The organism is Geobacillus thermoleovorans (genome assembly GCF_001610955.1).
Taxonomy (GTDB): domain Bacteria; phylum Bacillota; class Bacilli; order Bacillales; family Anoxybacillaceae; genus Geobacillus; species Geobacillus thermoleovorans.
The window spans coordinates 3,075,504-3,100,676 of record NZ_CP014335.1 but is presented as its reverse complement, the minus strand read 5'-3'; the positions used below and the strand labels follow the sequence as shown (position 1 = coordinate 3,100,676).

Annotated in this window: 17 protein-coding genes, 6 pseudogenes and 1 riboswitch; of the genes and pseudogenes, 13 read left to right on the top strand and 10 right to left on the bottom strand. The window is 48.1% G+C overall.

Annotated features, from left to right (window positions below; translation table 11 throughout):
- Positions 1-50: 50 nt before the first annotated feature.
- The 5 genes from GT3570_RS15635 to GT3570_RS15615 all read left to right on the top strand — a co-directional run bounded on the left by GT3570_RS15635 (position 51) and on the right by GT3570_RS15615 (position 6,751).
- Positions 51-560: a hypothetical protein gene (locus tag GT3570_RS15635; RefSeq protein ID WP_011232659.1), complete on the top strand. Its 510-nt coding sequence runs from the start codon at positions 51-53 to the stop codon at positions 558-560.
- 182 nt (positions 561-742) lie between these two features.
- Complete coding sequence (locus GT3570_RS15630; protein WP_062898984.1) at positions 743-2,098, top strand: C40 family peptidase; 1,356 nt, start codon at positions 743-745, stop codon at positions 2,096-2,098.
- Between the two features lie 45 nt (positions 2,099-2,143).
- A complete protein-coding gene (locus GT3570_RS15625; RefSeq protein ID WP_062898983.1) occupies positions 2,144-2,923 on the top strand; it encodes a hypothetical protein in 780 nt (259 codons plus the stop codon).
- 372 nt (positions 2,924-3,295) lie between these two features.
- On the top strand, positions 3,296-5,938 hold the full coding sequence (locus GT3570_RS15620; RefSeq protein WP_062898982.1) for an Ig-like domain-containing protein: 2,643 nt from the start codon (positions 3,296-3,298) through the stop codon (positions 5,936-5,938).
- A gap of 303 nt (positions 5,939-6,241) precedes the next feature.
- Positions 6,242-6,751: a JAB domain-containing protein gene (locus GT3570_RS15615; protein WP_062898981.1), complete on the top strand. Its 510-nt coding sequence runs from the start codon at positions 6,242-6,244 to the stop codon at positions 6,749-6,751.
- Between the two features lie 242 nt (positions 6,752-6,993).
- On the opposite strand, the gene GT3570_RS15610 is transcribed toward GT3570_RS15615, so the two are convergent.
- The 6 genes and pseudogenes from GT3570_RS15610 to GT3570_RS19200 all read right to left on the bottom strand — a co-directional run bounded on the left by GT3570_RS15610 (position 6,994) and on the right by GT3570_RS19200 (position 11,183).
- On the bottom strand, positions 6,994-7,794 hold the full coding sequence (locus GT3570_RS15610) for an ExeA family protein (RefSeq protein WP_011229854.1): 801 nt from the start codon (positions 7,792-7,794) through the stop codon (positions 6,994-6,996).
- A pseudogene (locus GT3570_RS15605) lies at positions 7,787-8,731 on the bottom strand (DDE-type integrase/transposase/recombinase); the annotation flags it as partial. The pseudogene GT3570_RS15605 and the gene GT3570_RS15610, both read right to left, overlap by 8 nt.
- Before the next feature lie 179 nt (positions 8,732-8,910).
- Positions 8,911-9,792 (bottom strand): annotated as a pseudogene (locus GT3570_RS15600) (IS3 family transposase); the annotation flags it as partial.
- Positions 9,771-10,097, bottom strand: a complete 327-nt coding sequence (locus GT3570_RS15595; RefSeq protein WP_011229672.1) for a transposase — start codon at positions 10,095-10,097, stop codon at positions 9,771-9,773. The pseudogene GT3570_RS15600 and the gene GT3570_RS15595, both read right to left, overlap by 22 nt.
- Before the next feature lie 74 nt (positions 10,098-10,171).
- Positions 10,172-10,477 (bottom strand): annotated as a pseudogene (locus GT3570_RS15590) (helix-turn-helix domain-containing protein); the annotation flags it as partial.
- 142 nt (positions 10,478-10,619) lie between these two features.
- Complete coding sequence (locus GT3570_RS19200) at positions 10,620-11,183, bottom strand: DUF6431 domain-containing protein (protein WP_011229674.1); 564 nt, start codon at positions 11,181-11,183, stop codon at positions 10,620-10,622.
- Between the two features lie 210 nt (positions 11,184-11,393).
- On the opposite strand from GT3570_RS19200, the gene GT3570_RS15580 reads away from it, so the two are divergent.
- Both GT3570_RS15580 and istB (GT3570_RS15575) read left to right on the top strand, forming a co-directional pair.
- Entirely contained in the window at positions 11,394-12,056 is a 663-nt protein-coding gene (locus tag GT3570_RS15580) for a Mu transposase domain-containing protein (RefSeq protein ID WP_062898980.1), read from the top strand.
- Positions 12,053-12,784 (top strand): IS21-like element helper ATPase IstB, encoded by a 732-nt coding sequence (gene istB, locus GT3570_RS15575; protein ID WP_062898979.1) that lies wholly within the window; start codon positions 12,053-12,055, stop codon positions 12,782-12,784. The genes GT3570_RS15580 and istB (GT3570_RS15575) overlap by 4 nt, the downstream gene beginning before the upstream one ends.
- A gap of 3 nt (positions 12,785-12,787) precedes the next feature.
- Here istB (GT3570_RS15575) and GT3570_RS15570 read toward each other — a convergent pair.
- Positions 12,788-13,294 (bottom strand): annotated as a pseudogene (locus GT3570_RS15570) (IS982-like element ISGsp1 family transposase); the annotation flags it as partial.
- A 141-nt stretch (positions 13,295-13,435) separates the two neighbouring features.
- On the opposite strand from GT3570_RS15570, the gene istA reads away from it, so the two are divergent.
- Positions 13,436-14,941 (top strand): IS21 family transposase, encoded by a 1,506-nt coding sequence (gene istA, locus GT3570_RS15565; protein ID WP_011230285.1) that lies wholly within the window; start codon positions 13,436-13,438, stop codon positions 14,939-14,941.
- A complete protein-coding gene (gene istB, locus GT3570_RS15560; protein WP_011230286.1) occupies positions 14,938-15,690 on the top strand; it encodes an IS21-like element helper ATPase IstB in 753 nt (250 codons plus the stop codon). Before istA ends, istB (GT3570_RS15560) begins: the two co-directional genes overlap by 4 nt.
- Before the next feature lie 67 nt (positions 15,691-15,757).
- Here the strand turns inward: istB (GT3570_RS15560) and GT3570_RS18230 are convergent.
- Positions 15,758-16,135, bottom strand: a pseudogene (locus tag GT3570_RS18230) (IS982-like element ISGsp1 family transposase); the annotation flags it as partial.
- A 437-nt stretch (positions 16,136-16,572) separates the two neighbouring features.
- On the opposite strand from GT3570_RS18230, the pseudogene GT3570_RS18585 reads away from it, so the two are divergent.
- The 3 genes and pseudogenes from GT3570_RS18585 to GT3570_RS15535 form a co-directional block, all read left to right on the top strand.
- Positions 16,573-17,294: pseudogene (locus GT3570_RS18585) on the top strand (UPF0236 family transposase-like protein); the annotation flags it as partial.
- A 516-nt stretch (positions 17,295-17,810) separates the two neighbouring features.
- Positions 17,811-18,275, top strand: a complete 465-nt coding sequence (locus GT3570_RS15540; protein WP_062899119.1) for a hypothetical protein — start codon at positions 17,811-17,813, stop codon at positions 18,273-18,275.
- A gap of 97 nt (positions 18,276-18,372) precedes the next feature.
- Positions 18,373-18,455, top strand: a riboswitch (cyclic di-GMP riboswitch).
- 26 nt (positions 18,456-18,481) lie between these two features.
- Positions 18,482-19,201, top strand: a complete 720-nt coding sequence (locus GT3570_RS15535; RefSeq protein WP_062898977.1) for a hypothetical protein — start codon at positions 18,482-18,484, stop codon at positions 19,199-19,201.
- 138 nt (positions 19,202-19,339) lie between these two features.
- Here the strand turns inward: GT3570_RS15535 and GT3570_RS15530 are convergent, their stop codons facing one another.
- Entirely contained in the window at positions 19,340-20,401 is a 1,062-nt protein-coding gene (locus GT3570_RS15530; protein WP_021321947.1) for an NUDIX hydrolase, read from the bottom strand.
- 384 nt (positions 20,402-20,785) lie between these two features.
- On the opposite strand from GT3570_RS15530, the gene GT3570_RS15525 reads away from it, so the two are divergent.
- Positions 20,786-23,113 (top strand): bifunctional 2',3'-cyclic-nucleotide 2'-phosphodiesterase/3'-nucleotidase, encoded by a 2,328-nt coding sequence (locus GT3570_RS15525; RefSeq protein WP_062898976.1) that lies wholly within the window; start codon positions 20,786-20,788, stop codon positions 23,111-23,113.
- Between the two features lie 97 nt (positions 23,114-23,210).
- Here GT3570_RS15525 and amyS read toward each other — a convergent pair whose 3' ends face one another.
- On the bottom strand, positions 23,211-24,860 hold the full coding sequence (amyS, locus tag GT3570_RS15520) for an alpha-amylase (protein WP_023633617.1): 1,650 nt from the start codon (positions 24,858-24,860) through the stop codon (positions 23,211-23,213).
- Positions 24,861-25,173 lie beyond the last annotated feature (313 nt).

Sequence of the window (25,173 nt, the reverse complement as noted above, 5' to 3'; positions counted from 1 at the left end):
GTACAATTAGTTAAAAATAGGAAATTACGAACCAAAAAGAGGGGGTCAAGGTGAACATCTATCTTGCCGATTTTGTCATTTGTGAACGAAACGGGGAGAAACACGCCCAAAAAATGTACCACATCTATATTAAGGAAATGAAAAATCCGTTTTCCGTGCGGCTGAAAACGATCGCCCCGGCCAGTTTCACCGATTCGCTGCGCTCGCTGAAAAACGAAGGTGGACGGATGCGTTTTGCATCGGAAGGCGAGGCGCTGTTCCGCACGATCACCTGCTCAAAGGAAGCCCAGCTCTATTTTGTATTTAAATGCACGAGCCAGCTTTACATGTTTATCGTCAAGCTCGATCTTCGCCAAAAAAAGTTTACCGTCGCCCTTTATGAGTGGAACGAACCGAGGCAAAAATACATCCCGATCCGCGCAGATGAATGGCTGGCGATGGAAAAACAGCTCATTTATGAAGTGCTGCAGTCGATTTACCTTGTCGACGATCGATGCGTGTCGTATTTGTTCACGTATCCGTCGCCTCCGAAGCGAAGCATGCCCCGTTCCGGCGCATAAACTTCTTCCTTCTTCCAATAAAAAAAATCGTTTCCTTTCATGGCTTTCGTCCGTTATACTGAAAATATAGAACATTACTATTTTTGGCTGCGGGATGTCAAGCCGGCCTGAGGAACTATCCCGCATGAGGCCTCGATGAAAGATGAAAAACGAAACAGACGGCGAAGGGAGAGGGCGCATCCGTGAAACCGAATCACGTTGTTTTCGCCGCTGCCATGGCTTCTGCCTTTTTTCTCGCGCCGGACGAGAGCCAAGCGGCGGAATGGAAGAAAGGCATGAGTTCTCCTGAAATCAAACAGCTCCAGCAGCGCTTGAAAGAAAAAGGCTTTTTCACGTATCCGCAAGCGACCGGCTACTTTGGCGCCATTACCGAAGAAGCGGTCAAAGCGTTCCAACGGGCGATGAACTTGCCAGCCACCGGCATCGTCGATGACGCCACCTACGCGAAGCTCAAAAGCGCGCCTGCGTCAAACGACACGCTCGCCATCGGTTCCCGCGGCGCGGCCGTCAGTGATTTGCAACGCCGGCTGAAACAGCTCGGCTATTTTCGCTATCCGCAAATCACCGGCTACTATGGCGCGGTGACGGCCGATGCCGTGAAGCAGTTTCAACGGGCGAACGGGCTTCCCGCCACCGGGCGGGCGGACCGGGCGACGCTTGAGCGGCTGAAGCAAAAAGAAGAAGGTTCCTCGCCCTCACCGTCTGCGGCGCTGACCGTTGGGGCGCGCGGCGACGAAGTCCGCGAGCTGCAGCAACAGCTCAAACAACTCGGCTACTTTACGTATTCGGACATCACCGGCTACTATGGGGTGCTGACGGCCGACGCCATCCGCCGCTTTCAACGCGACAACGGCCTGCCAGTGACCGGCGCGGTCGACAACCAAACCGCTGCCCTCCTTGCGAGCGCAGTAAAAGCGAAAACACCCCCGCCTGCACCGATCGAGCGCGAGCGCCTGGCGGTTCGCCTCTCAATCGGCGCGCTCGGCGAAGACGTCAAGCGCATTCAGACAAAGCTGAAAGAGCTCGGCTACTTCTACACGGCCATCACCGGCTACTACGGCACTGCCACCGCCGATGCCGTCCGCCGTTTCCAACAAGCGGCCAAACTCCCAGCGACCGGCATTGTTGACGGCGAAACATACGAGCGCCTGATCGGACAAGCCCCTGCGGCGAAGCTGGACGTCATCGAACTCGTCGCCGATGCGGCTGAGCTGCTCGGAACCCCATACGTTTGGGGCGGCGATGCGCCGGAAGAGGGATTTGACTGCAGCGGCTTCATTTTCTACCTGTTCCAGCAACAAGGCGTCCCCATCCCGCGCACCGTCGCCTTGATGTGGAATGCAGGCGTATCGGTTTCCGCCCCGGAAGTCGGCGACATCGTCTTTTTCGCCACGACCACCAACGGCCCATCGCACGCCGGCATCTATATCGGCAACGGCCAGTTCATCCATAGCGGCGCTTCGACCGGCGTGACGATCAGCCGCCTCGACCAATCGTATTGGAAACAGCGGTACTTGGGGGCGAAGCGGTTCTTTTAGCATGCTGGAACGACAACGATGACCAAAATGAGGAGGAAAACGAAGATGAAACATGCATCCCAAATGGCAGCCGCCATCTGCCTCGCCGCCGCCATCGCCCTCGGAGGAAATGGACAAACAGTTGACGCCGCCGTCCAATGGGGGCAAGTCCAATGGAAACAAGGCATGATCGGCAAAGTCGCCATTTTGCGCGACACGCCTCTATACCGCCTGAACGGAGCGGCATGGCAGACCGCCATGACGGTGAAACAAGGGCGCGAGTATCGCGTCTACAGCCAAAAACGGGCAGGCGGCGCCGTCTATTACAGCCTCGGCGGTGGACTGTATGCCAAACAAGGGGACGCCATCCAATACGTGCCGTTCACAAAAGACGAACTTCTCGCCCTTGTCGCCCGCTCATTGAAAGGGCAATACATTCTTCAGGCAGGAAATGAATCCGTTCCGTTCGTCATTGAGCGGCAAAAAGGAAATCGTCTGTTCGGCTGGTACTTATACGGCCAAAATATGTCATTGCCGCTTGAAGGCCGCATCGACGGCGCAACGGTGACGCTCTCCATTTTCTTCAACGACAACGCCGAAGCGATCGCCGACTCGATCTCTTACTTAAAAGCGTACAACGTGCCGAAGGAAGAGATCGAAAAAATCGCCGAACAGCTCGCCAACAGCGGCGATTACGCAATGCAGCTGCAATTTTCCATCACGAACAGCCCGGAACAATTCGCAGGACAGTTCCGCTTTCTCGATTTGTACTTGAATGACCGCTATGACGTCGTCAAAATGACGCTTGGCCAACCGATGGACGTCACGGTGAAGAAAAACGATTGATGTTTTTGCACAAAATGTTTGCCAACCAAAACCATCAAACTGCCAAAATATCGTTCTAAATTTCTGTTACAGGCATATTCATATCAATGTCGCCATCGATGGCAATAATTTCAAAGGCATATTCTCTAAAAAATTTGTATTTAGGACTAGAATTTAGAAGAAAAATGTATTATTATAGGAGACGTGGAGCATTGAGGAATTATGCTCAAGTGCTAGCAACAGATGCTAGGCTTTCTAATCAGCCCAGCATCTAGCCGTCAAGGATGATATTGGTTGATGTTAGCACCTTTTAGGCAATGAATCTACTAAACGGAAACGTTTAGTACCCATTGCTCTAAAGTTTCATAAAAACGAAGGGGGATTTTGGGCTTTATGGACAAAAAGAAAGCAGTCAAACTCGCCACAGCCAGCGCTGTAGCAGCGAGCGCTTTCGTCGCAGCCAACCCGCATGCTTCCCAAGCAGCCACGGACGTTGCGACGGTCGTCAGCCAAGCGAAAGCGCAAATGAAGCAAGCGTACTATACGTACAGCCACACGGTAACGGAAACGGGCCAATTCCCGGACATTAACGATGTATACGCAGCCTACAACAAAGCAAAACAAGCGTATGCGAACGCTGTCGCTGTTGTGAACAAAGCCGGCGGTGCGAAAAAAGACGCGTATTTGGCTGACTTGCAAGCTACATACGAAACGTATGTATTCAAAGCCAACCCGAAATCGGGCGAAGCGCGCGTGGCTACGTACATCGACGCTTACAACTATGCGACAAAATTAGACGCGATGCGTCAAGAACTCAAAGCAGCCGTCGATGCGAAAGATCTGAAAAAAGCAGAAGAGCTCTACCACAAAATTTCGTACGAGCTCAAAACGCGCACGGTCATCCTTGATCGCGTATACGGCCAAACGACGCGCGAACTCCTCCGTTCGACGTTCAAAGCCGATGCTCAAGCATTGCGCGACAGCTTGATCTACGACATCACCGTTGCCATGAAAGCTCGTGAAGCGCAAGACGCCGTCAAAGCCGGCAACTTGGACAAAGCGAAAGCTGCGCTTGACCAAGTCAACCAATACGTATCGAAAGTAACCGATGCGTTCAAAGCTGAACTGCAAAAAGCAGCACAAGACGCCAATGCGGCGTATGAAGCGGCATTGACGCCGAAGGTTGAGAGTGTAAGTGCGATTAACGCTAGAGAATTAGTCGTTAAGTTCAACAAAGCTGTTGATAAAACTGAAGCTGAAAAGACTTCAAACTATAAATTAGAAGGTGAAACTTTTACTAGCGCTGTTCTTTCTGAAGATGGAAAAACAGTTACTTTGACAACTGCTGATGAACTTAAAGTTTCCAATGCGAAATTAACTGTTTTCCCTATCCCAACTAAAGCAGATGCTAACGTTAAAACTGCTGAGTTCAATCAATTGTTAACTTTTGCTGATACAGAAGCACCGGCTGTTACTTCCGTACAAGCAAAAGGGACAACAGCAGTTATTACTTTTGCAGAACCTCTACAAAGTGAAGGAACTGTCAGCTTAAATGGTGTTGAATTAACGAGTGGAAGCTACACTCTAAACGGTAATACTTTAACAATCACAGGATTAGAAGCTGAGAAATCCTACAGAGTTGATATTGTTGGAGCGAAAGACTTTGCTGGAAACACTGCAAATCCTATTGTTCTAAACTTTACTGTTGAAAAGCCAGTTGTTGATAATACAAAACCAACTGTTGCTGTTTCAGTTAATGGAACAAAGGTAACTGTTGACTTCTCTGAAGAGTTAAGCAAACAAGACTTTAACAATGACGGAACTCTAGATGCGTATGCAAAAGTTACTGTTGGCACTACTGAGTTCTTATTAACAGATGCTGAAAAAGATGCTAATGATAAAACTAAGTTTACTTTTGATGCAAAGTCTGTCCTTGGAACAAAAGCTTTTGTTAATACTACTGTCAAAGTAGAATCTTATAAAGATTTAGCTGGTAATGCTGGAGAAGCTTATTCTGTTGGAGCTACTTTAGTTGCTGACAAAACTGCTCCATCTTTAGTATCTGTTTCTTCTAAACTTCTTGTAGCAGATGACACAGCTAAGACAGATGATACTGATGTTGTTTACTTAACATTCAATGAGCCAGTAGTAGTTAACGGTGATTTCACTCTTACTTCTAAAAACGGTATCCTTTATACTTCTGCAACTCCTATAAAATTAACTAATGTTGCTTCTGGTGTAGATGTAGATGGAAATGGCAAAATCGAAGGAACTGAGTCAAATACTATTGCTATTTCTGTAGATTTAGACAAAAATTCTAGCTATTCATTTAAACTAGCAGGAAATTCTGTTGCTGATTTATCAGGAAACAAAATCGCTGATGATTTAACTATTAACTTCAATACAGCTGATTATCAAGCTCCTGCACAACAGCCATCTGCTACATTAGTATTGGCTGCAAATCCAGTTGTTGTCGATCCTAATAACAATAATGTATTCACAGTAGAATATGCAACTGATGTCACATCATCTGCTTTAAATGCAGCTAACTATAAACTAGGTGGAGCAGCACTACCTGCAGGAACTCAACTTCAATTTGTAGATGGAACTAAGAAGGTTAGAATTACTTTACCAGCAGGCTCTATCGTAGCAAACGGAAGCTATATGCTTGAAATTAAAAATGTAGTTGATACAAATGGAAATACTTTAAAAGATGGTAAAGCCACTGTTCTTGTACCATTAAAAGAAAGTGTAGCTCCTGTTGCTACTAAAATAACTTTAGTTGATAGCAATACTTTCACAGTTGACTTCTCAGAAGCGATTAAAGATGCAGCAGCTGGAAGCGTTACTGGTGTAACAGTTAAGATTAACGGCGTTGAAGACAAAGCTGCTTCAGTTTCAGCTGCAAATGGTAAGCTGACTGTTACAACTTCTGCTGACTTCAATTTATCTGATAGCATTACTGTTGAATTTAAATCAGCTAACCTAGTTGATGCTAACGGCAACAAAGTTAAAGATGGCGTTGTTTCTAAATAATTACCAGCTAATTTTGAAACCCTATCACTTAAATGTGATAGGGTTTTTTTTTGCAAGAGAAAAATAGAAAGTCAGTGTTAGTAATTCCGTTGTCAGCACTGCTCGTCGGCAAATTGGGGCTTGGTGCCTGTCATCACCCGCATTTTGTCGAAGGTTTATAGAGACAGAGAGTCGTAGTTTAGCTCTCTGGTTTTTTTCTGCATCCGCATCAAATGGAATTTAAATAAATTATTCTCTTGAATCTACAGTAAGTCTCCATTCTCCGAAAGGAATAGAGGTTATTTCGTTTTAGGAGAGAAAAGGATGAGCAAGTATCAAACCATCAACCACCATCAGCTAGAGTTGCTAGAAAGAGAGGTATCTGCCAAGCAGCCAGCGAAGCGCGTCAACATCGTAAGCCTGAAGCTCGTTCGGGAGTCTAGCGTGCTGTACAAGGAGCGACAAATCAAGTCGCCGGAAGACGCGTACAAGCTACTGAAGCCGTTTCTTGTGGAAGCCGACCGTGAGAAGTTTGTCGTTGTCTGCCTTGACACGAAAAACCAGCCGACTGCCATCAACGTTTGCCATGTTGGAAGTCTGAACGCTAGCATCGTGCATCCGAGGGAGGTGATGAAGGCTGCCATTCTCTCCAACTCGGCTTCCATCATCGTAGCCCATAATCATCCCAGCGGTCATTGTGAGCCATCAAGGGAAGACATTGAGGTAACGAAACGGTTAGTAGAGGCTGGAAGAATCGTTGGCATCGATGTGCTGGACCATTTGATTGTTTGCCCTGACCGGTATTTGTCGCTGAAAGAAAAAGGATATATTTGAGAGGAGACGAGAAGATGTTACACATGGATTGGTTTGTAAGGACAATTGTAAATTAGCACATTATTTCAGAATCCCTTTTTCAAATTATTTCGGACGGATTCGGAAATAATGTGCAAAATCTTTGCGAATTATTCCAGGTTTTGCAGATTATTTCCGAACATTTGCACATTATTTCGGATGATTAACTAGAATGAGGATGGATCGGGATGAAACATAACAGGGGCCGATCAGCCCCTGCTGTGTCAGTACCCCATTTCTTCGGCTGCCATACGCACAATGTCTTCGTCAATCATATGTTTTTTTAATTGAGCGCCGTATAACAGGCAAGTGGTGGCGAGGTTGTTGATGATCCGCGGCCACCCCTGCGACTGCAGGGCGATCGCTTCTAAGGCAGCTGGGGTAAAAATCGGGTGTTTCGCCCCCGCCTGTTTCAGGCGGTGTTCGATATATCCTACCACTTCTTCCTTATCAAGAGGCCCCATCTGGTATCGCATGATGATTCGTTGGTGAAGCGGACGGTGTTGATTCAACCGTAGTTTTGCCTGTAAATGGGGCAGCCCCGCCAAAATCAAGACAAACGGATTTGTTGAGTCCATGTGAAAGTTGAACAGGATCGCGATATCCTGCAGAAAGGCATCCTTCGCTAAATGCATTTCATCGAGGATGAACACTGACGTTACCCGTTGTTCATGATACAAGCGCTCGATCCCTTGTTGGATTTGATAAAACAAGTCGACCTTGCGGTATTTCGGCTCTTCCCCGAGCCCGAAGGCAAGGCCGCGATAAAAGTCCATCACGCTTCCCGTTGACAATGGAAAATAAACGACGTGATACAGTGACGGATTCAGGGATTCCTTAAACGCCCGAAGGGCGAATGTCTTGCCGGCCCCTGGTTCACCGATCAATAGCCCGATCCCTCTTGTTCGTTTCACGTAGTCCAAAGCGGCGAGGGCCTCTTGATACGAGGCCCCTTGATAAGCCTCTGGTGGATTCGTCTCCTTCGAAAACGGCTCTCGGGAAAGGGAATAAAACGTTTTATACATCGTTTTCGCCTCCCTCTACCGGAACCGCCGCAAACGGTGACCGATGGCGTTTCACATAGGCATTGTCCTCGAAGCGAACAAGGACCGCTTCGGCGACCCGTTGACCGTCTTCGTACACATACACGCCTTGTTCATCATAACGGAGTTCGATCGATTGTCCGATGAACCGGGGCGGAACTTCATACAGCTGCTTGTTCAACGTGACCGTACCATCGGCCTTCACTTTACGGTATTCGCGTTTCAAAAAGATCGAGTCGAGCCAATCCGAATCGTCGACGAACGACACCAAATGGACTTGCGATTGAAACACTTCATGTGGCGTCTTCCCGTTCAACGAGGCATGCGGTTTTCGATGGTAATCTTCCTCCAACCACTTCCAAAATCGCTCGTTTAGCTCTTCGAGCGACTTCGGTGAATTCATTTCGAGCAACGGGTAAAACCGCGTCTGTACGGTGCGGAAAAATCGTTCGATTTTCCCTTTGCTTTGCGGATCGTACGGCTGGGTATGGATCAAGGTGATCCCTAACTCCGCGCAGGCGTACTGCAAGGGTTCCGCCCGATAAATCTTGCCGTTATCCGAGTAAATTCGCTTCGGCTTTCCGTATCGAAGCAGCGCTTCCTTGGTTACGATCCGCAACCCGTCAAATTTCTCGGAAGAGAAAAACTGAGCGTACGGCACGACCCGCGAGCAGTCATCGATATAGGCAATCAAAAACGTTTTTTGCGTTTTGCCATTCACGCGAATCAACGGGCCATGGGACAAATCACCTTGCCAGAGCTCATTGACCTGATCGTACGCGAATCGTTTTCGTTCAGGAATCGGTAAAATTTCTTTCCCCACGAGGTTGTATTTTTTTAAAAGTCGGTATATAGTGAAATAAGAGATGGATTGGATTTCCCCCTGCTCGATAAGGTGTTGGTAAAACACCGTCACGGGTGAACATATCCCTGTCAAGTAGACAGTGTGAAAAATACCCACCTTCTTCAGCTGCTTGTTAGGATAGTGGAATGAGGAAACGTTGTCAAGGAAAGCACTTGACAACGTCTCCTTCATTCCACTTCATCGTTGGCAAGCTGAAGAAGGAGACATTCTCAGCCGTTCGTCTGCTAGGCTGCTTAGGCAATTCGGTATTCCACTGGGCTGAGGTAGTCTAGTTTTTTCTGGCACCGTTCATAATTATAAAAATACATGTACTGATCGATCGCCTCGATCATTTCCTCTTCCGTTTCAAAGGTGGGAAGGTCCACCATTTCCGATTTCAAATGCCCGAAAAAATTTTCCATGCAGGCATTGTCTAAACAGTTTCCTCTTCTGGACATACTAGGAATGATATGATGAGCCTTCAGCAGTTGATGGTACTGGCGGGATGTGTACTGGGAGCCTTGATCGCTATGGAGAAGGACTCCTCGCGCATCCCGTTTTTTGATGGCATCCTTGACAGTTTCGATCACCAATTTTAAGTCATTCGAACGACTGATGCGATACGCAATGATTTCATTGTTGTACAGATCTTTAATAGCAGACAGATACAAATAGGTTCCTTGAAATGGCACATAGGTAATATCCGTCACCCATTTTTGGTTGGCTGCAGTGGCCACAAAATCACGGTTTAACACGTTCGACGCTACGATATTCTCCTTTCCCGCTTTATACTTCGGCTTTTTTCGACGGATTTTGGCCTGAACCCCCAACTCTTTCATCAGTCGGTACACTCGCTTATGATTCACGGTCTTCCCATAATTTCGTTTTATCCATGCTTTCACGCGGTAGTATCCATAGATCCCATTGACCTTTTGATGGCATTCGAGGATCATTTGTTTGATTTGTTCATTTTCCTTTTGCTTCTCTGTGACGATTCCCTGCTGGTTCATCCATCGATAGTATCCACTTCTTGACACACCGGCCAGTTGGCATAGCCAGGCAATCGGATAGGTGTTGGATAACTCCTGAATGATCGAGAACCGCTCTTTCGGTTTCACCTCCTTGCCAGCTCTCGTAACTTTTTTAAATAATCATTCTCTGCTTTCAGTCTTCGATTCTCTTCCTCTAAACTGCACTCTTTTTTTCGAGGCCTTCCCTTGAATGGAGACTTGGATGTCCCGCGCCGTTCTTCGAGCCCTTTTAGACCATGTTCATGGTAACGTTTTACCCAAAGTCTGATCGTTTTCGTGCAGGGAATCCCTAACTCTTGGCATATCCGCTTATATCCCCATCCTTCTTCGATGTACATCTGGACAGCCCTCCATTTAAACTCCACGGAATAAGTGGTCTTCCCTTTCGGTGTTTGCTTGGTCTCGAACATAAACAAATCCCTCCAGTGTTTTTACTGACAGTATGGGCATTTTCCCAACTGTCTACACTAGAGGGATAATATCAGGGCATGTGGGGGTGTTTTTTTCTCAGGGCTAAAATGTGATCCTCTTCTTCAGGTGACAGCCTCCGGGAATGGCCACGGTCCGACCGTCGTTTCGGCTTCAGCGCCTCAAAGCCCCCTTTTTTGTACTGCGTGCACCAGTCGAGGATCGTTTTGGCGGCGATGCGTTTCTCTCCATGGTGGGGAACTTGATGGATCCGTTCCGCTACTTCCTTCAAGTACGTTTTTGGATCGACTTGTCCATTCACCAATGGAGCGATCAATCCATACCGAAATAAAGCGATCTCCTGTCTCATCGACTCATTCATTTCGATCTCCTCCTTCGTTCATCCCATTCTAGGACCTTATCGGTCCATCCTGTCTCTATCCTATCGGATCATTCCCCCGACCGTCGAGAGGAAAGGTTTGTGGAATCTATAAATGATTCCATATAAGGGGATATAAGTAAAATCAGGAACTGAATGTACGTGCAAAAAGATGCGTCGATCGGTGCTCCCATATCTCTTGGATGACGAAAAAGAGGCCGATCTCCTCCATCGTCTGGATCCACCATAGGGCTCGTTCTCTCGCTTGGGCGATGGCAGGACCAATTTTTCTCCAGCGCTCCGCAAAAAACCAATGAAGGTGGTTCAAATTTCGGAATAAACGTCGGACATAAAATAAAACCCCTTCATCCGTAGGAAGGAGTGGAGCCTCCTCCATCCCCCGTTTCGGAGTCAGGCCCAACCGTTCTTTCACCACTCTCCATATGGTGGGCAACGTATACTGAAAATAAGGGAGAAGAAATGAAGGCAACACGGCCACCGTCCTCCTGCACTCCGGGCAGCGATACCGAGCGATCCAAATGCGATAAGACTGATGCGACGTCACGGCATTTCGTTCGTAGTACCCATGGCGATAAAGAGGGCGTTTTGCCTGGCAATGAGGGCACCGCTTAAGAAGGGGAAAGTCGTTTTGTTTTCCCCGCTGGGCATATGTCTGGACATCGACCTGAAAGTCATGAAACCGAATCACGTCCTCGTCCCCCCTCTGGAAATCACCCATGTCCCATTCCGAAATAATTCACAAAAAATTTAGCACATTCTTTCGGAAAGGGGGAGAGGGATATTCCGAAGGAATGTGCAAAAAAGAGTCTTTTTTGTGCGGAAATAAAGTGATAATTTACACCTTATTCCGGATATCGAAGAATATAATCGAACTTTACTTTACCGTTGTGATCAAGACATGGACCGAACGCATTATCGGAAAGGAAAATCGATTCAAGAATGGTTTGAGGAGGACAAGAAAGCATTCGGACGGTTACCGAAGACATCGTTTGATGTCTACCGTTTAGAGAGAGCGAAAGCGGATAAGTATGGCAAAGTTCGTTATGCGAAAAATCTCTACTCGACATCTCCGGAATTTGCGCAAAAAGAAGTATGGTTAAAGATTACTTATAATCGTGTCATCGTTTTGAATGATGAATATGACATCGTCATTGAACATCCTCGCTTGTATGGAGAAGGTTTAGAATCCATGAAGTGGATTCCGTATTTAGAATTAATGGCCAGATGGCCAAGATCGTTACAAAACTTAGCGTTTTATAAAGAACTGCCAGATCCATGGAAGGAGTATTTGGCGTATACGACAGAGAAAAAGAAGGCCATACGTTTATTAGCACAGATGTTAAAACAAGAAGAAGACCTGAGTACTGCGACAGAAGCTTTAACGCAAACGTTACAAAATGGGTGCCATGATCCTGACAGCATTCTTACGACTTGGTATCGTCTAACGGGACAAATCCCGGAACCAGTTGAGATTTCAGTTCCATCGGAACTGAGTCAAAAAGTGGTATTTGAAGTCAACTTGGAGCGATACGATAAGCTGTTAGGAGGCATTTCACGATGAAACAGGTGATTGAAGCCTATTGTAAAGAATTAAAGTTAGGGAGTCGCATTGCCGAGTACTATTCCATAATTGAAGCAAATACCCATGAAGAATTTCTCGTACAACTATTAGCACTGGAAGTAGAACATCGACGGGTGACACGGAAAAATCGCTTACTCAAACAAGCCAATTTTGATGTGGTGAAAACATTTCAAGGATACACGTTTGATCATATCGAGTTTCCAAAGCAGTTATCCGTCGAAGAGCTCAAATCAACGAAGTTTATCGAGCGAAGAGAGAATCTAGTTTTATATGGAGGTGTAGGCACAGGCAAGACGCATTTAGCGACAGCGATTGGTGTAGAAGCCTGTAACCAAGGGAAAAGCGTGAAATTTTATCGAACAGCCGCGTTGGTCAATGAGCTGATTGAAGCAAAGAATACTACAGGAAATCTCCACAAGATGATGAATCAGCTCGAAAAAATCGATTTACTGATCTGTGATGAATGGGGCTACATCCCTGTAAGCAAAGAAGGAGCGCAGCTCCTTTTCCAAGTCATTGCAGGATGTTACGAAAAGAGAAGTGTCATTATTACCACCAACTTGGAATTCAGTAAATGGAATAGCGTATTCCATGATGAACGATTGACTACGGCTATCATTGACCGCCTTGTTCATCACAGCTATCTCTTAACATTTACAGGAACTAGTTATCGTCTGAAACATTCTTATACCCGTGGTGCTAGTTGAGTGTCAGCGCTCAACCAGCCCTAGTGTGACCAAGGAATAAGCCAACAAGATGCCATCGAGTGCCACTTCAAACCCGGCCATGGAATTCGCTCGAATGTCGGTGATCCGGTATTGGTCTACGAGAATCGAAAACACCGTCTCGATGACTTTGCGTTTTTTCCTGATCCATTCTTCCCATGCCTTGGATGGGCCGTGCTTTTGATTGTGTCGAGACGGTGTCCAGAACGCGGCTTGGTGTTCTTCGTACAGCTTTTCTCGAAGAGCGTGGCTGATGTACCCTTTGTCCCCAAAGTTGTAGGGATGAGGGATTTGAGTCATCACCGTTTCAGCGGCTTTGACGTCGTGGCAGGACGCTTCCGTCACGACATAGCCCATGGCCAGCCCTTGATTGGTCACTTGAAGATGCAGCTTGAAACCGTAGTACCATTGCTTTTTGGAAGCACAATACCCCATATCCGCGATCCCTCGAAACCGCTTGACGCGCTGCATTCTTGCGGGATGGCACAACGGTGTTTATTGCAAAATAAAAATACAGAGTTCTGCAACGAAAAGTGCAGAGCTGAAGGCAAAGAAAAAAGGCTTGCCAGCCTCTAACATTTCCTCTACTGTGGAAGTTGTGAACACATAACCAAACAGTGGAGGAGCGAAAGGATGCTGGCAATGCCCGAAATTAATCGTATCAGAAAACTGCGTGAAAAGAAAGGGTTATCGATTGCGGAAATTTCCCGTGAAACGGGATATAACTGGAGAACGGTCAAGAAATACGCAGATGGAGACATTTCTGTCCAACCAACCATCAAACGCAAAAAGGGGATGATGGAGGAAGAAGGGTACGGGCAAATCATTGATGACTGGTTGGAGGAGGATGCCAAACTGCCGAGAAAACAACGGCGAACGAACAAGACGATGTTTGAAGCGCTTTGTCGTGACCATGGATTTCAAGGCTCGTATCGCACCGTTTGCGCGTACGTGCAAAAACGAAGACCGCAGCTCAAGCTCGAGAAAGAACAGCGCTATGAACGACTGGAGCACCCGCCAGGCGAGGCGCAGGTGGATTTCGGGAAGATGACGGTTGTGACGAAGGAGGGGAAGGAAGAAGAGCGATCGGTTTTGATCATGAGCTTTCCCTATAGCAACGCTGCGTTTGCTTATCCGCTGCCGGCGGAAAACAGTGAATGCTTCCTCCATGGGTTGACGCAGCTGTTTCGTCAGGCTGGGGGAGTGCCAAAGGCATTGCGCATTGACAATTTGTCCGCGGCCATTGTGTCGATTCGAAAAGGGGGAGAACGCCGATTCACCGAGGCTTTTGAGAAATTTCAACTCTACTATCGGTTTGATGTACAAGTGTGCAATCCATACAGTGGACATGAGAAAGGAAATGCGGAGCGAAAAGTCTATTACACTCGCAACCTTTGTTTCATCCCCGCTCCATTGATGGAGTCGGATCCGGAGCTGGTGGAGTGGCTGCATCGCAAGATGGTCGAGGACCGAAACCGTCCTCATTATGAAAAGGGGCGGTGGATCGAGGAACTATGGCAGGAAGAGCAACCGGAGCTGTTGGCGTTGCCGGAACAAGATCTTCCGATCTTCTCCCTCGATCACGCTTACGTGAATAAGTACGGAGAAGTGATGGTGGATGGGAAGGCGTTCGTCGTCCATGGCCTGTCCGTCCCCAACCGGGTGTTGGTGAAGAAAGAATGGAATCGTTTCGTTGTGTTCTCTTCCGATGGAGACGTCCATCTTGAAGCGCCCAGGCCGTATACGAACGTGAAACGCGAAATCCCTTGGAAAGAGATTTTCGCTGAGTGGGAGACCAAACCCCGGGTTGTCGGACATTCCCGCTACCGGACGTACTTGCCGGAGGCGATCCGAACGTATCTGGCTGGCCCCCCGCCCCAGGTGGTGGCCCGTTTGAAAGGACTGCGAGCGCTGTTGGATCGGCACACGCTTTACGAAATCGCCCAGTGGCTCGAGGAGAGTCAGCGATGGGACTTGGCTCCTCATGAAATCGGCGTGTTGATGGAAGCGAAGCACTCCTATTACCCGGACAAGTGGGAAGAATCATACACCCCTTCCGTTCTAATCGACTATGAAACGGATTTAACGGTGTATGATCAACGTCTTCATCCCGCTCGGGAAGGGGGTGTCCAGAGATGAGAGCAGAGGTGAAAGAGATTTGTAAAGCGCTGCATTTGGCCTATATCGCAGATCGATTCGAGGAGGTGAGATTCGAAACGAAAGAACAGTTTTTGCGGGATGTATTGGCGCTGGAACTGTCGTGCCGCCAAGAAGCGAAACAGGCTCGGCTGATCAAGAAAGCCAAGTTTCGGGAGTTGAAATGGCTGAAGGATTACGAATGGTCGGGTCATATCCATTGGCCAGCCACGACATCGAGGGAGGAACTGTGTGACCTTCGCTTTTTGGAGCGAAAGCAAAACGTTCTGCTTTTAGGTTCACCTGGAACGGGGAAAACCCATCTCGCCACAGCACTTGGCATTCAGGCGTGCCAACAAGGCCATGAGGTTCGGTTTTTCCGCGTCGCGGATCTTGTCGCCCAGCTGGAAGAGGCGTTGAAAAACGGCACGCTCGGACGGCTGAAACGAAGCCTCGACCCATGCGAACTGTTGATTTTGGATGAACTCGGCTATGTGCCGTTTCAAAAGCAAGGATCGGAACTGTTGTTTCATATTATCGCCGACTGTTACGAGCGAAAAAGCGTCATGGTGACATCGAATCTAGAATTTGGACAGTGGAATCGGGTGTTTGGGGACAACCGTTTGACGGCAGCGTTGGTGGATCGCTTGGTTCACCACGCCCACATCTTGGCCTTTACGGGAGAGAGCTATCGACTGCGGAACGCTCTCTCCGCGATCCAGCCGTCCTCTGCCTCCGGTCTGGAACCTTAAGTCTTGAGCTGGCAAGCCTATGTATTTTTTCTTGCACTTCTCTGCATTTTTTGCTTGCAAAAAACAACAACGGAAGAGGCAAGCTGTCGACGACCGCATAAGCATGGTGTTGGCCACGTTTCGCCAGCTCATGACGGATCCATTTGATGGCGAAACCAAGCGCCCGGCAGCGGCGGTTGTATCGGGAGCGTTCAAGAAACGAGCCGTTTGTGAACAAATTTCCCGTGACAAAACGATGCCAGGCTCGTTCGGAAGAAAAGCCCAGCAGCTTCCCCAAAAGGTGAACCGCCATGACCACTTCGTCTTCTTGCTTGACCAAGTGACGGTTGCGGCGATGAAGATACATTTGAATCAACGACAGTTGGGCAGAAACAAAACAGAAAATAGCGGCATATTGTTTTTGAAGTTTGGCTGGATCTGTAGTAAAATGAAAGTGCTCTTGCATGGGGGATCTCTCCTTTCGAATGTTGGGTGACACTTTCATTCTACTGGAGATCCGCCAGCAAGGGCTATTTTTATGCTTGATCAAGTTTATCTAGCACCACGGGTATTCTTATATGAACTTATAAAAAGGCTTGGGGTGCTGAAAAAAAATCTTGCGTTTCGCTTAACTTTTTAGTTGCAGAAAACAATAGATAAAGTTTTGGACGTAACCGTGTGAGTAAAATATTTGTGGGTGACATTCCGAAATGATCCCCGACGAGGATTGCGAACTTTTGTTCGCGACGCTCGTCGGGGGTACCAAGCGAAGCGCGGTAGGAAAAAGCTGATCTCATGCAAAAGGACTCTCTCCCTGCTATGATGGTGATGACCAACATCCATAAAACAGGAGGGAGGGAGTCCATTAAACATCTTACCACAGAATGACTTTTATGAAAATAACTGGAGGAACAATTAGTAAGAACTCTTCAAAAGGTGTTCGCTGTCTTGTTGGCCGCCCTTTTGGAGGAGATCGATCAACAACTGGCGGAAGCGCGGGACAAGCGGCGGTATCAGCTGAAAGATAAACGGCCGACCACTTCTCCAAACGCTGTTTGGAGAAGTGACGTTCCGTCGGAACGACTACTATGATCGACAAACGGGTGACTATACCTTCTTGCTGGATGCCGAACTGGGCTTTGATGGAGCGCAGTCGATCAGTCCGTGCCTCGAGGAAACGGCGGTCGAGTTGGTCGTGGAGTGCTCTTCCTACCGCAAAGCAGCTCGCACACTCGAGTCGATCGTGGGGTATGCGGTCATGAGCCATGAGGCGATTCGCCAGTTGGTGCTCGAGGCCCCTGTCTCGCTGCACCGCCCTGTTTCCCAACGGCACGGCCGGGTGCTGTTTGTGGAGGCGGAAGGACTCTGTTTCCCGCCAGGGGAAAGGGAAACGGGCGAAAGAAGAGAAAATCCTGGCGATTCACGAGGGATGGAAACGAAGCGGTTCGCAGCTCGAGCTCGTGAACCGGCGCTGCTGCCTCCATGAAGGGGAGGGAGACGTGTGGGAACGGTTTGAAGAGTGGCTGATGAAGGAATATGCCTATGACCCGTGCCGAGACCTGTTGATCATCAACGGCGACGCGGCGTTGTGGATCACAGCCTGCCGGGAGTATTTTGGGAAGCGAGGGGGAGAAAAGATGAAGGTGCTCGAGTACCGCTTTGCCATTGCACCCATTTTTCATTTCATCGCAAACAAATCGATGGAAGCAGGCTTGCATTTATGTGATGGCCATGCAAAGCAAACCGTGCAGTTGTTTATGAATGATGCCGCTTCTGAGAAAGGGAAGAAGCGCATCGGGGCTATACAATATGAAGGATCCAACGATTACACAGCGAAAGAGCCCTGCATTGTCAGTTGGAGGTTCGAACGAGCGTTGCTTCCCGATGGCCTCAAACAAGATTTGGAGGCCATCACGGCGTTTCGCAGAGATCAAAACGAAGGGACGGCCATCAATCCAAACGCCCAGTCGATTGCCTTTAAATTTGAAGCGTTGACGGATGGCGCCAAAGAAACGATTGAGGCGATTACCGCCGTTCTTAAGAAGCATGCAAGAAGTTGAAGTGGTTACGCGCCTGTCGCTTTTTGATGGATGGGACGGTGTGGCTAAGGCGGAGGTTGAAAGGGAAACGGGGGATTGGAAATGGCGCATGTATTTCAAATGAAAACGAAACCGCATGGGTTTCAGCGGTACGACGAATTCATTCGCGATCAAGTCATAGGGATTGGCTGGCCGCTGATCGGCAATTTGGACGGCATAAGCAAAGATGAACGGAAAGAGCGATTGCGCAACGTGTACCATTATTCGGGGGCGAAGCTTGGCAACGCTCTTGGCGCAATCTGGGCGTTTGTCCATACGATGGAACAAGGGGATATCGTGTTGGTTCGCAATGGAGCATGGCTCAGCATCGGGATCATTGGCCCCTATCGCTATGTGAAACATCTCGACAATGATATCGATGGGTTTTGCCATCAACGGTCGGTTGAGTGGAAGGTCATGAATGAAAACGTTCGCTTGTATAATGAGAAAGTGCATGAAACATTGCGGCACCGGGGAGTTGTGACAAAAAGCAAATATACTGTGCACGAACTTCAACTAGGGATTTAACGGTGAAGCAGGAATGTTTGAGATATATATGAAATGGTTCAGAGGTCGAAAATAGTCATTTCGTCTCACTTCCTCGCGAAGAAAATCATGGTACAATGATGATGAAAGGTACAGCTAAGGAAACTTAGCGTCACAAAGCTACAGGGGCTAAGGGGAAACCTATGCCAGCCAGCTGCCATTACCAAAAAATAAAGGAGGAATTGGTAATGTTGAAGAAAGGATGGCCGATTTTGGTGGCGTCGATGCTCGTCGCCTCTCCGGCGTGGGCGGCTGCCAAACCTGCGGGCAAAGCGCATGAGCGCGAAACGATGGTGAAGAAAGTGGAAGTCGTCGTCAAGAAGAAGACGGAACAAAAGGAAACAGAGGCGAAGAAAAAACAGGAATCGTCCAAGCAACAAAAATGGCTTGCGCAAAAGTTGGCGCAGTTACATAAAAAAGTAGGCCAAATTGAAGAGCGGCTAGACAAAGTGACCGTTCGCATTCAAGCATTGAGCGAAGCGGAATCGGCAACGGACACGCAAACGACGCCTGCTGATTCGTTGCCAACGGGCGAGCCGTCTGCTTCTCAACCGACAGAAGTCACAGCGGCAACTGACGCTCCGAGTGGACAAGCCATAGCGGCCAATGACGCTGCCGCTCCAGCTTCCAGTGGGCAAACGGTAACGGAGGCGCCGTCTCCGAATTCTCCACAACCTGTTGGTGAAGACCAAGAGGAACTCGATGAAGAAAAACAAGAGCAAATTGATGGCCTCATCGGCCAGCTCATCGCGCTGTCCAACCAGCTGCGGGCGGTGACGAATGAAATTCGCGCCCTTGAAAAGAAAGTCGGCGCCAACAACGCAGACATTCAGAAGTTAAAAGAAAAAGTCAAGGCGTTGAACGACCAAGTGCAAGCGAACAAAAAGGCGTTGCTCAATTTGCTATAGAAATGAGGAAGGGCGCCAGTGGAGGGCGCTCTTCGTTGTGTTGCAATGGTGACCTTCTATTTTTGCTTGGGTTGCTTCTTTTCCTGCTCTTTTAGAAAAGACATTCCTTCAAGGCATATTCTCTCTGCGAATAATGGATTATTTGAACAGCTTTTCTGCTTCCTTATCTACTCCTCTTTTTGTATATTCAAAGACGAGTGACCAGTATAGAGCAACTTTTGCTGTGGACCACATTTTTTCATTTTTGATAGTATATAATACGTCCCTAATTTTAAACGGAATGAAGAGTATTTGTTCCATTTCCCATTTCCCTGGGATTCCTCTGCTGCGTTGTTTCATAATTTCTTCGGCTTTTTCTTTACAGTGCGCAATGCCGATGATATTCCATTGATAGTATTGTTCATCTACACCGAACCCAAGAAATTTTATATTTTCCCTAGGGATGACAACGCCTAGCTCCTCTTCTGCGCCACGTACAGCAGTATTAAATAGGTCCGGCCCTTGTCCTACCGCTTTACGGTCGTGGGAAGGATGGATTGCTTCGACAACGCTAATATCCAACTCGTTTGGCCGCACCCCGCTTTCAGGCGATCGTTTGGTTAAAATGACGTAATTGTCTGAAGTAATGACAGTGATGGCTACGCCAACGCCGTTTGCTAGCGCTGGGATTGGTTGCCTAACTGTGTTTCCGGCCAAGTATTTCTCTCGGATTGTATAACCGGAAGGAAGTTGTTTATCTAGATTCATATTTAACGCTTTAAATGTATAATAATCTGAAGGAACGAACGAAAAAATGACTTTCATATCCTCATTCACTTTTGTTCGTAGAATTGAATATTTTTCGAGAGAGAGCAAAGGTCCATTCCAACTGTAGCTTTCCCCCCGTTGTTTCTTTGCATCTTCCGCTTTTTCTATTTCTCTCCTCAAAATTTTTAAATCACTGGGAAGCTCAACTGCATGGTTGTTTACTCTTGTTTCAATATTTTCAGGAGAGTAGGTCATAACGCCATCTCCGTCACAAACAATAAACGAAGTAGTTTCATTCCCAATGGTAAAATATGAGGGATCTTTAATAGTTTTTGGCTTTGCAAGGAGGCGCTTCATGTATTTGACAAATTTCCCCCAAGCCTCCTTTAGAGGGTCTCCTAAAATGACCCCGATGATCACACCGAGAACAGCATTGATGATGTCCCGCAACATTGCATACTCCCCTTGCAAATAAAAGCTCCAAGTTTTTATTTAATCATAACATTGATGAACGATGCGTGTCACTCCTTTAATGTCGGCTGTCATTCCTTCTTTTTCTATCTTCCAACGGTTTTTTGATGTGTTCTGCTAATGTTGAGCTGTCAATCGCTCGTCGGACGGCGGTTTCAATGATAATATACAGCATGAATGTAAAAAAGAAGATTGAAAAGATCAACCATCCCCAAGAATAGGACATTGTGCTTTCCTCTATCTCTTTCGATATTGTCTGTTTATTTCCTCTATTTTTTTGTTTGTTTTTTCTATCAAAATTTTGTTGCTTTTATGGTAATATGTATAGAGATGACAATGATTTGATCTGAGTGAGGGGGATGGACATTGAAAAAACGGAAGAAATACGCGGCGGCGAGCGTGGTGTTGGCGTTGGGGCTGCTTGCTCCGGCTGTGTTGCCGACCGCAGCGGGCGCGGAAGACCGAGATGTCGTCAAGCTGCGCATTTTAGAGACGACGGACGTACATATGAATCTCGTCAACTACGATTATTTCAAAGATAGTCCGACGAATGAGTTTGGGTTGTCGAAGACGGCGCGTTTGATCGAGCAGGCGCGCGCTGAGCAGCCGAATACGCTTCTGTTTGACAACGGGGATTTGATTCAAGGAACGCCGCTTGGCGACTATGTGGCGAAAGTGAAGCCGCTGCAAGACGGCGAAGTGCATCCAGCGGTGAAACTGTTGCATTTGTTGAAGTACGATGCGGCGACGGTTGGGAACCATGAGTTCAACTATGGCTTGGATTTCCTCAATGAAGTGTATGACGATGCCAAGCTGCCGATCGTGAATGCGAACGTGTACCGTGACGATCATGACCAAAATCCGGATAACGATGTCAACTATTTCACGCCGTATCAAATTTTAGCGAAAGAAGTCGTTGATGAAGACGGGGAGAAGCATACGCTGAAGATCGGCGTCATCGGCTTTGTGCCGCCGCAAATTATGGATTGGGACAAAGCGAATTTGCAAGGGAAAGTGATTGCGAAAGACATTGTGCAGTCGGCGCAAAAGTATATTCCAAAAATGAAAGCGGAAGGGGCCGATTTGATCGTTGTGCTATCGCACTCGGGCATTGAGACCGGCGGAAACAGCCCGAATATGGAAAACGCATCGTATTATTTGACGCAAATTCCGGGGGTCGACGCCGTGTTGGCCGGCCACCAGCATAAAAAATTCCCGGCCCTTCCAGGCACGACACCAGATTTTCCAGACGGAAACGGAATCAACAATGAAACCGGCACGATCAACGGTGTTCCAGTGACGATGCCGGGTTCATGGGGCGATACGCTCGGCGTGATCGACTTGACGGTCGAGCAAATCGACGGAAAATGGAAAGTGACGCAAGCGAAAGCCCAACTCCGTCCAGTGTATGACAAGGCGACGAAAACGCCGCTTGTCGACAGCGACCTGGACGTGGAGCAGGCGATCCAAGCGGAACATGAAGCGACGATTCAGTACGTCCGCAGCCCGGTTGGAAAAACAACGAGCCCGATCAACAGCTATTTTGCGCTTATCAAAGACGATCCGTCCGTGCAAATCGTCACGAATGCGCAAAAATGGTATGTCGAAAAGATGTTGAAAGGGACGAAATATGAAGGCCTTCCGGTGCTGTCGGCCGGCGCTCCGTTCAAAGCCGGCGGACGCGGCGGGGCGAGCTATTATACCGACATCCCGGCAGGGGAAATCGCCATTAAAAACGTCGCCGATTTGTACTTGTATCCGAACACGGTGTATGCGTTGAAAATTACGGGAGCCGAGTTGAAAGAATGGCTTGAGTGGTCGGCGGGGCAATTCAACCAAATCGACCCGAACAAGACAGACGTTCAGCCGCTTGTGAACAACGACTTCCCGACGTACAACTTCGACATTATTGATGGAGTGACGTACGAGATCGATGTGACCGAGCCGGCGAAATACGACAAAAACCAAAATGTGATCAATCCGAATGCGAACCGGATTAAAAACTTGAAATTCGAAGGCAAGCCAGTGACGCCGAACATGGAATTTATCGTCGCAACGAACAACTATCGGGCGACGACAAACCGGATCATCAATCCGGGCGGGAAAAACACGATTTTGGCTGCGCCGGATGAAAACCGGCAAGTGATCATCGATTACATTCGGGAAAACGGAACGATCAACCCGTCAGCGGATGGCAACTGGCGGTTTGCGCCAGTGAAAGGGAAAGCGCCGGTGACCGTCACGTTTGAATCGTCGCCGGAAGCGCAAAAATACTTGCCGCACGACGGCAGCATCCGCTATGTCACCGCCTTGCCGAGCGGATTTGCCCAATATGAATTTGCCTTGCCGCTTTGGAAGGAAGAAAAGCCCAACCCGCCAAAGCAGCCGGAGAAGCCAACCACTCCTCCAGGCCAAGTGAAAAAAGTGTACTGGGATGGCGTGGAGCTGAAAAAAGGGCAAATCGGCCGCTTGACGGTGCAAAAGCCGATCAATCTATGGAAACGGACGAAGGATGGGCGCCTTGTGTTCGTCCGCATCTTACAGCCTGGGGAAGTGTACCGCGTCTACGGGTATGATGCGCGCTTCGGCGGGCAGTACGCGGTCGGCGGCGGGTATTACGTGACCGACATCGACACGCACATCCGCTATGAAACGCCGTCAAAGGAGAAGTTGAAGCAAGCAAATGGATGGTAACATCAAACACGGCCTTGTGCCGCCATTCATGGCGGGCAAGGCCGTGTTTTTTGTCTCAATGATAGAGCGGAATATCTTTACAACGCGATCGCAGGCATCAAGGCCATGCCACCAACCGTGGTTCGGTCCAACGGACGAATTCACCAGTCCACGGTCGGGTTGTGATCGGCCGAGCGATGGTAGAAACGGTCGTTTTTCTAGGAACCCAAACCGAAACCGAACCGCCATTGACTTTGAATTCCCCCCATCCATCACTGTTGATGGTGACGGTGTCACTCCGGTTGCCGGTAAGGTCATAGAACACTTTTCCAGCGTGTTGTTTGCCAACGTACATCCATTTGCTTCCTCCCGGCCCATCGGTGATCAGTGCGGCCAGCCCGGATCCTGGTTTTTCAGTGACCCCTTCCCTTGTCCACCCGATGATGTCGGAGTGATCAAGATAATCATGTTGCGTTCCGTAAGCATAATCCCTGCGCGCGATGAGGAGCGGATCGATTTTGCTTTTCAGCGAAGGAATGTTATATTGTGGAATGCCATAATAGTCACCATAAAAGACGCACGGGTATCCTTCCTGCCGAGTTAGAATAAAGGCGTAAGCCAACGGTTTGAACCATGGGTCGACCCATGACTGCAGCGCTTGGCCGGGTTCGGTGTCATGATTATCAACGAAGGTGACGGCCAATGTCGGTTGATCTTTCATGAGAGTATTGGTCATTAACGTGCGCATATCAAATGCGCCCCCTGATTTGGAAGCGGTATAAAATTTGTTGTGTAACGGGGCATCAAACAAAGACATCGTTCCGTCTGTTTTCGTAATGTAATTGTGCAACTTGTTGATGTCATAGCTCCAATATTCCCCGACGGTAAATAGCGGCTTGCCAGTCTGAGAACGCACATACGACAACCAATCAGGAAAAAAACTGAACTTAATATGCTTGACGGCATCAAGCCGGAACCCATCAATGTTCGTTGTGTTGACATACCATTTCCCCCAGTTTTTCAGCTCGGTCACGACTTCGGGATGATCCATATCAAGGTCGGCATACATTAAGTAGTCATAGTTTCCGTTTTCCGTGTCTACTTCCCAATCCCACGCTTTGCCGATGCCGCGGAATTTGTAAATGCGGCTCAATTTTCGGCTTTCGTCCCAATCAACGCCGTCAAAATGGTACCAGCGCCACTTAAAGCTGGAGTAGGTGTTGCCCCGCCCGGGAAAATCAAATTTCGTCCATGCTTGGATTTGATAGGTGCCCGAGATTTCTTGGTTGCGGTCGGACGGATTGACTTCGACGGCGTCCACCCATTCCGTGCCGTCAGCGCCGCCTTTATGGTCGAACACGACATCGGCGTACACTTGCATTCCAGCGGCGTGGGCGGCTTGAATGGCTTGAAGATATTGAGCTTTTGTTCCGTATTTTGTGCGGACGGTCCCTTTTTGATTGAATTCGCCGAGGTCATACAAGTCGTATACTCCGTACCCTACGTCGCTGCGGCTTGTTCCTTTGTAAGCGGGCGGCAGCCAAAGAGCGGTGATGCCAAGGCTGGATAAGTTGTTGGCTTCATTGGCCACTTTGGTCCATAACGTGCCATCATCCGGCAAGTACCATTCAAAATACTGCATCATGGTGCCGTTAAACGGTGCGGCAGCCTTGGCGGGCTGTCCTGTTGGGCAGAACAGCGAGGCAGTGAGCAAAAACGCGAGCAGGAACATCCATCCTTTTCGAATGATGCGGTGAAACGTTAGCACAATGCCCTTCCCCCTTAATCAAATGTTACATTCGACGGTTTAGCTTCCAAAAAATTAAGGGAAACGATTGCATAAAAAGAGTAAAAAGGGAGCAAACCCTCGAACGTTTACGTCTATTATAATTTTTATTTGTAATCGTTTTCAATATCGAATTTAAACAATTTTGAGTTTGACACGAATGGAAAATAGAACAACGGAACGATTCGTTTTTCAACATGGGGAAAATATAGTTGAAATATTCTGTTTATTCGTATAAGATAAAGATTGATGAAATCGTTTGCATCAACCATTTTGTGCAAACGATTGCACAAAG